The sequence below is a fragment of the Mycobacterium sp. E787 genome, from assembly GCF_001668725.1.
GTDB lineage: Bacteria > Actinomycetota > Actinomycetes > Mycobacteriales > Mycobacteriaceae > Mycobacterium.
The window spans coordinates 93,776-105,084 of the sequence record NZ_LZKL01000033.1; the positions used below are offsets into that span (position 1 = coordinate 93,776).

An 11,309-nucleotide genomic window follows, 5' to 3' on the forward strand; every position below is an offset into this window, starting at 1 on the left:
TGTGCCTAGGGCCTATCCGACGCGGGCGTTGAGGTGCTTGAGGGCCGCCTCGGCGCCGTTCCAGCCGGGGATACCGGTCACCCCCGGGCCCGGGTGGGTGCACTGGCCGCACAGGAAGAGCCCGTCGACCGGCGTGGCGAACTTGTCGGCGCCCTCGACGACGCGGCCCGTCCACAGCTGGTTGGGCTGCAGCAGGCCGTGCGAGTAGTCGCCGGCGTGTGCGCTGAAGGTGCTGCCGAAATAGCGGTTGGAGAAGACGACGCGATTGGTGATCGAGTCGGCGAACCCGGGCGCGAACGTGTCGAAGATTCTCACGCAGGTGTCGGCGTATTGCTCCTTCCAGCTTCGGTTTTCGTCCGCGTCCAGCCCGGTGGGGAAGTAGGGCGTGAAAATCGTTGCGCTGTGCTTGCCTTCGGGCGCCAGCGACGAGTCGACCATGCTGGGGATGTACAGATAGGTCGGCGGGGCGTCGGGGAGCTGCCCCTTGCGGTATTGCTCCCAGGCGTCGCTGATGTATTCCGGCGACGGCGCGTACGCGACGGTGGGACACCATTGGCCGTTGTCGTGCATGAACGGCTGCAGCCGCTCGATCCACTGCGGCGCCTGGTCGATGGTCAGGTGCGCCTGGATGTAGCCGAGGTTGAAGTTGATCTCCTTGACCTTGCGGATGTAGTCCGGCGGAAAGTTCTGCGCGCCGGCCAGATTCACGAAGGTGGTGTAGGGGTCGAGCGACGAGAGCATCGCGTCGGCCGAAATCGTTGTGCCGTCGCGCAATTCGATCCCGGTGGCGCGGCCGTCGGCGACCAGGACCCGCTTCACGTGCTGCTTGAGCTGCACCTCGGCGCCCAACGCTTCGGCGCGGCGGCACAGCGCCGCGCTCAGGGCCCCGATGCCGCCGCGCGGCATGATGTACTCGACGTTGCCGCCGCCGATCAGGTAGTGGTACAGCGTCGACGCGTTGGAGCCCGGGGTCCAGGGGCCGCCGTCGAAGGCGTCGATGGACATCGCCGCCAGCGAGCCCTGGATGCAGCGGGCCTGATCCGGCGCCAGGAAGCGCCGGACGGTGTCCATGGTGCTGCCGTACCACATCTGGGCGAAATCGTGGCGGTCTTCCGGTGTGGGCTGGGAGGCGATCACCTCGACGATGTCCAGCGGCGGCCCGAACGCCGAGTCGACGAAATACGGTGCGAATCGGCCGATGTGGGCGAACAGGGCGCCCAGGGCCGCCGCGGTGTCGGCGCCGTGGTCGTCTAGCAGGTGGCGCGCCATGCGTGCCAGGTCGTTGTACATCACGAACGGGGTGTCGGCCTCGTCGCCGAAGGTGCACGTCGACGTCCACTGATCCATCAGCTCGAAGCCCCACTCGGTGAGCTCCAGCCGCTCGGTCATCTCCTGGCGCCAGATGAGCACCGCCCACGCGCCGACGCTGTGCTTGTACCCGTCGAACAGTTCGCGGGTCGCGGCCATCCCGCCCAGGAAGTTGGCCCGTTCGGCGACAAGCACTTTCGCGCCGCCCTTCGCCAGCACGTTCGCGGCGACCAAACCGTTGTGACCTGCCCCGATGACGATCGCGTCATAGTCCGCCATGCCGACTCCTCCGGTAGTGACCCGACAGCAGGCACAATGTCACATATGACATATTTGCGTCAATGGTGACATTTGGTGTCTCCTTGGTCCGTGGAATCTCGTGGACAGCGCACCCGTCAGGCGCTGCAGCAGGCGGCGATGAAGCGCTTCGTCGCCGACGGCGTGCACCGGACCAGCGTTTCGGATATCGCCGCCGACGTCGGGGTCACCGAGCGAACGTTCTATCGGCACTTCCCGTCCAAGCACGCGGTGATCTTCGCCGATTACGACATCGGCTTCGAATGGTTCGCCCGCGCCCTGGCGTTGCGACCACACGGGGAACCCATCGCGGCGTCGGTGCGAAAGGCCATGGACGCCTTCCCCTTTGATTTCGCGATGGTCCGCGAGGCGGCCACGATCCGGTCCCGCGACCTCGACCAGGACATCATCACCACCCACATCCGGCGGATGCGCGATCAGGTCGCCGACGAGATCGGCCGCTTCATCCACGAGCGTTCCGCGCCCAGCGCCGAGGGGGCGATGATCGCCGACATCGCGGCGCAAAGCCTCGCCACCGCCGTCTTCGCGTCGCTCGAGGCCTGGATGAGCACCGGCGGCGAGGATGTCGACGAACTCAGTCGCCTCACCGATGTCGCGCTGCGCGCCCTCGAGGACGGCCTCACGCACACCTTGCGAGAGGTCGGATTGGAATGACGCCACGACACGGCGAACACAAGTGGTTGTGTTGCCGCGCCTTGTCGTACCCCAGGGGTAGTGTTTGTGGCCTGGATATCAAAGGCAAACCGGCTGGTGAGATGGGGTTCTGGTGACCGAAAACATGAAGCTGATCGACCGGACCTCGGCGATCAACTGGAACCGGGTGCAGGACGAGAAGGACGCCGAGGTCTGGGACCGGCTGACGGGTAACTTCTGGCTGCCCGAAAAGGTGCCGGTGTCCAACGACCTGCCGTCGTGGGGAACGCTGACCGCCCACGAGAAGCAACTCACGATGCGCGTCTTCACCGGGCTGACCCTGCTGGACACCATCCAGGGCACCGTCGGGGCGGTCAGCCTGATCCCCGACGCGCTGACCCCGCACGAACAGGCCGTCTACACCAACATCGCCTTCATGGAGTCGGTGCACGCCAAGAGCTACAGCTCGATCTTCTCGACCCTGTGCTCCACCGCCGAGATCGACGACGCGTTCCGCTGGTCGGAGGAGAACCCCAACCTGCAGCGCAAGGCGGAGATCGTCATGCAGTACTACCGCGGCGACGAGCCGCTCAAGCGCAAGGTGGCCTCCACGCTGCTGGAGAGCTTCCTCTTCTACTCCGGGTTCTACCTGCCGATGTACTGGTCGAGCCGGGCGAAGCTGACCAACACCGCCGACATGATCCGGCTGATCATCCGCGACGAGGCGGTGCACGGCTACTACATCGGCTACAAGTTCCAGCGCGGCCTGGCGCTGGTCGACGACGCCAAGCGCGCCGAGCTCAAGGACTACACCTACGAGCTGCTCTTCGAGCTCTACGACAACGAGGTTGAGTACACCCAGGACCTCTACGACGAGGTCGGGCTGACCGAGGACGTCAAGAAGTTCCTGCGCTACAACGCCAACAAGGCGCTGATGAACCTGGGCTACGAGGCGCTGTTCCCGCGCGACGAGACCGACGTCAACCCGGCCATCCTGTCGGCGCTGTCGCCCAACGCCGACGAGAACCACGACTTCTTCTCGGGGTCCGGCTCGTCGTACGTGATCGGCAAGGCCGTCGTCACCGAGGACGAGGACTGGGACTTCTAGACCTGCGGATGTCAGCGAAGCGGCGACCGAAGACCCGCCGCGGGAGGCCGCACAACTTCACGGGGCAGAAGTCAATTAAATCTTCGTAAAACAGACTTTTGCCCTTCTTTATCTGGTCTACTCATGACGTCGGGCCCACTGTTCCTACCGCTTTCTCTCGCTGTGCGCAGCAACGCTTTTTTGGGGGGTTCGCCGACGGATGTCCCGGCCGAGGTATTGGCCTAATAGGCCTGACAAGTACGAGTGGATCAAGGCGTTTCTGCGTCAGCGGGGACGGTTACGAGCCGCGCAGCGGATCATGGCCGTTGTCTGCGCGGCGGCGGCGCTGCCGCCGTTGACCGTGTTGTTCAGCCAGCACCGGCAGAGCGAGGCCGCGGTGGTCATGGGCGGCCTCACCGCCGCGTTCACCATCGGCATGACCGTTTTCTGGCTGATGCGTTTTCCAACGCGACGGCAGTCAGAGGCCGCCGCCGCCGTTGGCGTGCTGTTGGTCGGCGGGTGGAGCTTGGTCCAGCCCACCGCGGCCCTCTCCGTCCTGGCCTGTACCGCCACGACGGTCACCGGGGCCTACAGCGCAATATTTCACCGTCGAAAGGTCGTGGTGTTCCACTCGGCGGTGGCTGTCGCGGTCGCGCTGGCGGCGGTGGCGCGCCTGGCCGGCCACGTCGGCATCGCCGCGGCGATAGCGGCGTTCTGGCTGATCACCTTCGTCAATGCGTCTGTGCTGCTTGGTGCATGGGGCCTGTCGCAGGCAATGGGGGGGTACGCGCAGCGCTCGGAGGAGGACGCGCTCACCGGTCTGCTGAACCGGCGCGCATTCGTCGAGACGGTCGGCAATCGGCTCGCGGACCCGTCCCGCGCGCACACGCATCTGACCGTGGTGATGCTCGATCTCGACAACTTCAAACGCATCAACGACACCCACGGACATTCCGTCGGTGATGACGCGCTCCGGGCGGTGAGCGGGCTGCTGATCGAGCACACGCCTCCCGACGCCGTCATCTGTCGCGCCGGCGGCGAAGAGTTCCTCATCGCGCTGACGTGCGCGACTTCCGAGATAGCACCGCTGGCGGCGCGGATTTGCGCTGCCCTGACCGGCCTTTCCCCGAAGATGACGGCGAGCATCGGCACCGCCAGCGCCGAGTTGACATCGTTCGGCGGTCGCGAGAGCCACGCCGGCATCGAGGAGCTGATCGCGATCGCCGACCGCGCGATGTACGCCGCCAAACGCAGCGGCGGGAACCAGGCTCGCCACGAAAGCCGGGTGGCCGGGCCGGGCAACGGCCGTCCGACGCGAAGCGCCACTTCCTCGCCGGCTCCGGCTCGCGGTGCGTGATCGGCGAGGCCGTCGCCCTGACGTCTGACGGCCGTAGCTCGCTCGCGGCGCTGCGGCCAAGCCCAGGTCGGGCAGGATGTGGGGAATGAGCAGTGACGACAGCGTGGGTGCGGCAGACTTCCGTCGCGCATTGGCGCTCATCCGGCATGGCGAGCGCGGCGACGTGGCGGGCATGCGCGTCATCGTCGACGATGAAGTCATCCCGGCTGGTCGGCTGCCACAGTTGATCCGCGCCACCATCTCCATCCTGTGGCAACTGATGGCTCAGCTCTGCGAACCGGAAGAAGTCGCGGAGATCGGCGAAACCCTGACCTTGGCGTCCGCCGACGACGAGATCGGCCTGGACCGTGACAATCGGCTGGTGGCTCGGATGGCCATGGCACAACATTCGGGAGATCCCGGCGCCGAGTACGAGGTGCTGCGCGACGCGGACAGGGCGCCCGACGGTCTGGTCCGCCTCGCCCTCACCGCCGCCGGTGTGGTCTCCGCGTTGTTGCCCGTGCTGCGCACCCCGGACGGCCGGCAGTTGCTCGACAACTTGGCGATCCAAGCCTCGCGTGACGAGAACAGCCGATGAGCAGGCGCGGACGCGAGGGCCGCGGCGGGCCGTGCTACCGAGGACTGCGACTTCTGACGCCGTCGTGAACGGCGCATGAATTGTGGGTCGGCCGCGACGCCCCGCGAGCGCGCCGACGTGAGACTTATGACGTGACTTCAACCCACGAGAACCACAAGCACGCCAAGTTTCTCCGGTCAGTGATCCGTTGGCTGGACGTCGGGTACCCGCAGGGCGTCCCCGGGCCGGACCAGGTCGCATTGTTCGCCCTGCTCAAGAGCACGCCACTAACCCAGGATCAGCTCGACGAAGTGGTGCACAACATCGTCTCGAAGCACAAGGCCGAGGGCGACGGTTCAGTCAGCCGCGACGAGATCGAGGAGTTCATCTCCCAGACCACCCACCACGACCCCGGTCGGGAGGACATCATCCGGGTGGCCGCGACGCTGGCCGCGGCCGGCTGGCCGCTGGCCGGCATCGACGTCAGCGAGGTATGCCCGGGTGACGACCACGCCGAGGCGGCCGAAGAGGTTGCCTGCCAGGGCGTGTCGAAAACCCCGTCATAGCTTCGAGATGTCGATCACGAAGCGGTAGCGCACGTCGCTGGCGAGCACCCGCTCGTAGGCCTCGTTGATGTAGTCGGGCTCGATCAGCTCGATCTCGGGCGTCACGTCGTGCTCGGCGCAGAAGTCCAGCATCTCCTGCGTCTCGGCGATGCCGCCGATGTTGGAGCCGGACAGGCTGCGTCGCATGAGCGCCAACGCGAACGCGTGGGTCTCCATCGGGTGCTCGGGGATCCCGAGCTCGACGAGGGTCCCGTCGACGTCGAGCAGATTGAGATAGTCGTCGAGCGGCAGGTTCGCCGAGACGGTGTTGAGGATCAGGTCGAAGCTGCCGCGCAGCTTCTTGAAGGTGTCCGGGTCGGCCGTCGCGTAGTAGTTGCCGGCACCGAGCCGCAGCCCGTCCTCCATCTTCTTCAGCGACTGGGACAGCACGCTCACCTCGGCGCCCATCGCGGCGCCCAGCTTCACGCCCATGTGCCCCAGGCCGCCCAGGCCGATGATCGCCAGGCGGGTTCCCGGCCCGGCCTTCCAGTGCCGCAGCGGGGAGAACAGCGTGATGCCGGCGCACAGCAGCGGCGCCGCCTTGTCCAGCGGCAGCGAGTCGGGGATGCGCAGGACGAAGTTCTCGTCGACGACGATCGCCTGGCTGTAGCCGCCCTGCGTCGGCGTGCCGTCCTTGTCGGTGGAGTTGTAGGTGAAGATCGCGCCCCGTTTGCAGTACTGCTCGAGTCCGGCCTGGCAGCTGCTGCACTCCCCGCAGGAATTGACCATGCAGCCCACGCCGACGTGGTCGCCCACCCGGTATTTGGTGACCTCGGAACCCACCTCGGTCACGACGCCGGCGATCTCGTGTCCCACGACCACGGGGTAATTCGGGGTGCCCCACTCGCCTTTGGCGGTGTGGATGTCGGAGTGGCAGATGCCGGCGAACTTGATGTCGATCACGACGTCGTGCGGGCCGGGGTCGCGACGTTCGATGGTGGTCTTGGTCAGCGGTGCCGTCGGCGAGGTGGCGGCGTACGCCGAAACTGTGCTCATGAAATATCCCTCTTTGATCTCGATTGCGTCGTAAAGAAGTTTAGCTAAGGTAATGTTCTCGGGCCACTTGGCGGGTGGCGCCCCGCGTGCCAGCTTAGGACGGCTAGTTGATCGGCGCGTTGAGCAGGCGCAGGTCGTCGACGATGCCGCGGGCCGCGATCAGGCCCTCGCCGGTCTGCCACACCTCGTCGTTGACCACGTAGACCCGGTTGTCGTGATTGGCCGACAGCTTGCGCCAGGGGTTGCTGTCCAGCACGGCGGCGGCGCGGTCCGCGGCGGCCGGGGTGGCGCACGACACGTAGACCACGTCGGCGTCGGCGGCCGACAGGTCCGGGTTCTTGCCGAGTTCGGCGTCGGTGGCGGGAATCTCGATGTAGGGCTTGTCGGTGAACCGCTGGGCGGCCGGGCGGTCCACGCCGACCGCGCCGAGCACGCTGGCCGGGAAGTTGTTGGCCCCGTAGACCCGGATGGCGCTGGTCGTCAGCTGCACGATCGACGCCTGGAAGTGGGACGCGTCGTGGCTGGTCCCGATCTGGGTGGCCCGCTGGGTGAAGCCGCTGATCAGCGCGTCGGTGGCCGCGGTGCGCGCGGTGGCGGCGCCCACGGCGCGCAGGTTGTCCTGCCAGGCGGCGCCGGGCGCCGCCGTGAACACCGTGGGGGCGATGGCCGCGAGCTGCGGGTACAGCCTCGGGGTCAGCCCCTCCGAGCCCAGGATGAGGTCCGGGTGGGCCGCGGCGATGGCCCCCAGGTCGGGGTTGGTGCGGGTGCCCGCGCCGGGCAGGCCGTGGACCGCGTTGCCCAGATAGGCGGGCTGGCTCGAGGCCCCGTCGGGCAGCGCGGCGGCGACCACCCGCGATTGCAGACCGAGCGCGCACAGGGTGTCGAGCTGGTCGCCGGAGAGCACCACGATGCGCTGCGGCTCCGCGGGTACCGCGACCGTGTCGGGGGTGAGGCCCGCCGCGTTGCGGGCCTGCCGCGTCGGTGGCCCCGGATCGGCCGCGGCGGCGTCGCGCGCGCACGACTCGTCGGGCTTGCGGTCGTTGCCCAACACGCCGGCTCCGGCGATCTGTGTGGTGGGAGTGACGAGCGATCGCGCCGAGGCCTTGGAGCCTTCCGAACCGCATCCGGCGCAGGCCAGGACCGCGGCCGCCAGGGCGGCCGCCGCCACGATCGATCGCCTCCCCGGCACGGGTCCGACGCTAACATCCGGCGACCCCGCAGCCTTTTACGACAGTTTGTAGGACTGCCCCTGACGGCGACTTGTCCGGAGGCTAAGATTCGAAGTCAATACTGGTTCGGGCCGTGACCGACGATGTTTGGAGGAGCTGTTGACAGCCGAAGCCCCCCCGCTGGGAGAACTCGAGGCCGTCCGTCCGTACCCGGCCCGGACGGGTCCCAAAGGGAATCTGGTCTACAAGCTGATCACCACGACCGATCACAAGATGATCGGCATCATGTACTGCGTCGCCTGCTTCATCTTCTTCTTCATCGGTGGGCTGCTGGCGCTGTTCATGCGCACCGAGTTGGCGGCGCCGGGCCTGCAGTTCCTGTCGAACGAGCAGTACAACCAGCTGTTCACCATGCACGGCACGATCATGCTGCTGTTCTATGCCACCCCGATCGTGTTCGGCTTCGCAAACCTGGTGCTGCCGCTGCAGATCGGGGCGCCCGACGTCGCGTTTCCGCGGCTGAACGCCTTCTCGTTCTGGCTGTTCCTGTTCGGGGCGACGCTGGGCATGGCCGGCTTCATCACGCCGGGCGGTGCGGCCGATTTCGGCTGGACCGCCTACACCCCGCTGAGCGACGCCATCCACTCGCCCGGCGCCGGCGGTGACCTGTGGATCATGGGTCTGGCGGTCGCCGGCCTGGGCACCATCCTGGGCGCGGTCAACATGATCACCACCGTGGTCTGCATGCGCGCGCCCGGCATGACCATGTTCCGGATGCCGATCTTCACCTGGAACATCCTGGTGACCTCCATCCTGGTGCTGATCGCGTTCCCGTTGCTGACGGCGGCGCTGTTCGGGCTGGCCGCCGACCGCCACCTGGGGGCGCACGTCTACGACCCGGCCAACGGCGGAGTCATCTTGTGGCAGCACCTGTTCTGGTTCTTCGGCCACCCCGAGGTGTACATCATCGCGCTGCCGTTCTTCGGCATCGTCAGCGAAATCTTCCCGGTGTTCGCCCGCAAGCCGATCTTCGGTTACACCACGCTGGTGTATGCCACGTTGTCGATCGCCGCGCTGTCGGTGGCGGTGTGGGCGCACCACATGTTCGCCACCGGAGCCGTTCTGCTGCCGTTCTTTTCGTTCATGACGTATCTGATCGCGGTGCCGACCGGGATCAAGTTCTTCAACTGGATCGGCACGATGTGGAAGGGCCAGTTGACCTTTGAGACACCCATGCTCTTCTCGCTGGGCTTCCTGGTGACCTTCCTGCTGGGCGGCCTGACCGGCGTGCTGCTGGCCAGCCCGCCGCTGGACTTCCACGTCAGCGACAGCTACTTCGTCGTCGCGCACTTCCACTACGTGCTGTTCGGCACGATCGTGTTCTCCACGTTCGCCGGCATCTACTTCTGGTTCCCGAAGATGACCGGCCGGCTGCTCGACGAGCGGCTGGGCAAGTTGCACTTCTGGCTCACGTTCATCGGCTTCCACACCACCTTCCTGGTGCAGCACTGGCTGGGCGACGAGGGCATGCCGCGGCGTTACGCCGACTACCTGCCCACCGACGGCTTCACGACCCTGAACGTCGTCTCGACGATCGGTGCCTTCATCCTGGGCGCGTCGATGTTCCCGTTCGTGTGGAACGTCTTCAAGAGCTGGCGCTACGGCGAGGTCGTGACGGTCGACGACCCGTGGGGCTACGGCAACTCGCTGGAGTGGGCGACCAGCTGCCCGCCGCCGCGGCACAACTTCACCGAGCTGCCCCGGATCCGTTCGGAGCGACCGGCTTTCGAGTTGCACTACCCGCACATGGTGGAGCGGTTGCGCGCCGAGGCGCACGTGGGGCGCCACGCGACGGCGCTCGAGTCGCCGAAGGGATTCGGTCCGCGGACCGAACCCGATCGCTCGACCGCCGACCAGTAGCGGCGGCTGCCGGGAGTGAACCCACCACTCAAGGTGTCGGTGCTGATAACCGTCACCGGCGTGGATCAGCCGGGCGTGACGTCGGCGCTGTTCGAGGTGCTGTCGCGGCACGGGGTGGAGTTGCTCAACGTCGAACAGGTGGTGATCCGCGGGCGCCTCACGCTGGGCGTGCTGCTGTGCTGCTCACCGGAGGTCGCCGACGGCGGCGTGTTGGGCGCCGACGTCGAATCCGCCGTCCGCGGGCTGGGCCTCGACGTCAGCATCGAACGCAGCGAAGACGTGCCCATCATCCGGGACCCGTCGACCCACACCATCTTCGTGCTGGGCCGGCCGATCACGGCCCGCGCGTTCGGCGCGGTGGCCCGCGAGCTGGCGGCGCTCGGCGTCAACATCGACCTGATCCGCGGCGTCTCCGACTATCCCGTCACCGGCCTGGAGCTGCGGGTGTCGGCGCCGCCGCTGGCCGACGGGTCGCTGCGCAACACGCTGACCCGGGTGGCCGCCGACGAGGGCGTCGACGTCGCGGTCGAGGAGTACAGCCTGGAACGGCGCGCCAAGAGGCTCGTCGTGTTCGACGTCGATTCCACGCTGGTGCAGGGCGAGGTCATCGAGATGCTCGCCGCCCGCGCGGGCGCCCAGGGAGCGGTCGCCGCGATCACCGAGGCCGCGATGCGGGGCGAGCTGGACTTCGCGCAGTCGCTCGAGCAGCGGGTGGCGACGCTGGAGGGCCTGCCGGCCACGGTGATCGACGAGGTGGCCGACCAGCTGGAACTGATGCCCGGCGCCCGCACGACGATTCGGACGTTGCGGCGCTTGGGTTTTCACTGCGGCGTGGTTTCCGGCGGGTTCCGGCGGATCATCGAGCCGCTGGCGCGCGAGCTGATGCTGGACTACGTCGCCGCCAACGAGCTGGAGATCGTCGACGGGAAACTCACGGGCCGGGTTCTCGGGCCGATCGTCGATCGGGCCGGCAAGGCGGCGGCCCTTCGGGAATTCGCCGAGCAGGCCGGGGTGCCGATGGCGCAGACCGTCGCGGTCGGCGACGGCGCCAACGACATCGACATGCTGGCCGCGGCCGGCCTGGGCGTGGCGTTCAACGCCAAGCCGGCGTTGCGTGCGGTGGCCGACGCGTCGCTGAGCCACCCCTACCTGGACACGGTGCTGTTCCTGCTGGGCGTGACGCGGGCGGAGATCGAGGCCGCCGACGCGGTCGACGGCCAGTTGCGCCGGGTGGAGATCCCGCCGGATTAGGTGCCCGACCAGACGCAAAAGCCCCCAATTTCGGCGCGAAATGGGGGCTTTTGCGTCTGTTCGCGGGAGGGACACCCGGCGGGTATTCGGGGGGCGCGGTACGGCACGA

10 protein-coding genes are annotated in these 11,309 nt (G+C 67.4%); 7 read left to right on the plus strand and 3 right to left on the minus strand.

What is annotated here, in order from left to right; translation table 11 throughout:
• Positions 1-12: 12 nt before the first annotated feature.
• Positions 13-1,587, minus strand: coding sequence for an NAD(P)/FAD-dependent oxidoreductase (locus A5705_RS06105; RefSeq protein ID WP_068276203.1), 1,575 nt, complete (start codon positions 1,585-1,587; stop codon positions 13-15).
• Positions 1,588-1,677: 90 nt separating this feature from the next.
• On the opposite strand from A5705_RS06105, the gene A5705_RS06110 reads away from it, so the two are divergent.
• From A5705_RS06110 to A5705_RS06130, 5 genes are all read left to right on the plus strand, one after another.
• Positions 1,678-2,280, plus strand: coding sequence for a TetR/AcrR family transcriptional regulator (locus tag A5705_RS06110; RefSeq protein ID WP_082956323.1), 603 nt, complete (start codon positions 1,678-1,680; stop codon positions 2,278-2,280).
• 112 nt (positions 2,281-2,392) lie between these two features.
• Entirely contained in the window at positions 2,393-3,367 is a 975-nt protein-coding gene (gene nrdF, locus A5705_RS06115) for a class 1b ribonucleoside-diphosphate reductase subunit beta (RefSeq protein ID WP_197516981.1), read from the plus strand.
• A 298-nt stretch (positions 3,368-3,665) separates the two neighbouring features.
• Positions 3,666-4,703 (plus strand): diguanylate cyclase, encoded by a 1,038-nt coding sequence (locus tag A5705_RS06120; RefSeq protein ID WP_068276208.1) that lies wholly within the window; start codon positions 3,666-3,668, stop codon positions 4,701-4,703.
• Positions 4,704-4,788: 85 nt separating this feature from the next.
• On the plus strand, positions 4,789-5,280 hold the full coding sequence (locus tag A5705_RS06125; protein WP_156763047.1) for a hypothetical protein: 492 nt from the start codon (positions 4,789-4,791) through the stop codon (positions 5,278-5,280).
• 131 nt (positions 5,281-5,411) lie between these two features.
• Positions 5,412-5,825, plus strand: a complete 414-nt coding sequence (locus A5705_RS06130; protein WP_067879942.1) for a DUF3349 domain-containing protein — start codon at positions 5,412-5,414, stop codon at positions 5,823-5,825.
• Here A5705_RS06130 and A5705_RS06135 read toward each other — a convergent pair.
• The gene (locus A5705_RS06135) at positions 5,820-6,860 is read right to left on the minus strand and encodes an NAD(P)-dependent alcohol dehydrogenase (RefSeq protein WP_067879945.1); all 1,041 of its coding nucleotides are present in this window, start codon (positions 6,858-6,860) and stop codon (positions 5,820-5,822) included. The two genes, A5705_RS06130 and A5705_RS06135, sit on opposite strands and share 6 nt — an antisense overlap.
• A gap of 103 nt (positions 6,861-6,963) precedes the next feature.
• Positions 6,964-8,049 carry an iron-siderophore ABC transporter substrate-binding protein gene (locus tag A5705_RS06140; protein WP_068276214.1) on the minus strand — a complete coding sequence of 362 codons (1,086 nt, stop codon included), beginning with the start codon at positions 8,047-8,049 and terminating at the stop codon, positions 6,964-6,966.
• Between the two features lie 139 nt (positions 8,050-8,188).
• Here A5705_RS06140 and ctaD point away from each other — a divergent pair, with 139 nt between their 5' ends.
• A complete protein-coding gene (ctaD, locus tag A5705_RS06145) occupies positions 8,189-9,949 on the plus strand; it encodes a cytochrome c oxidase subunit I (protein WP_067880009.1) in 1,761 nt (586 codons plus the stop codon).
• Between the two features lie 15 nt (positions 9,950-9,964).
• Positions 9,965-11,200: a phosphoserine phosphatase SerB gene (gene serB / locus A5705_RS06150; protein ID WP_068276217.1), complete on the plus strand. Its 1,236-nt coding sequence runs from the start codon at positions 9,965-9,967 to the stop codon at positions 11,198-11,200.
• Positions 11,201-11,309: the final 109 nt, after the last annotated feature.

Coding starts and splice junctions, on each gene's coding strand:
- A5705_RS06105 (WP_068276203.1), bottom strand. CDS start 1,587: ATGGCGGACTATGACGCGATCGTCATCGGGGCAGGTCACAACGGTTTG.
- A5705_RS06120 (WP_068276208.1), top strand. CDS start 3,666: ATGGCCGTTGTCTGCGCGGCGGCGGCGCTGCCGCCGTTGACCGTGTTG.
- A5705_RS06125 (WP_156763047.1), top strand. CDS start 4,789: ATGAGCAGTGACGACAGCGTGGGTGCGGCAGACTTCCGTCGCGCATTG.
- A5705_RS06135 (WP_067879945.1), bottom strand. CDS start 6,860: ATGAGCACAGTTTCGGCGTACGCCGCCACCTCGCCGACGGCACCGCTG.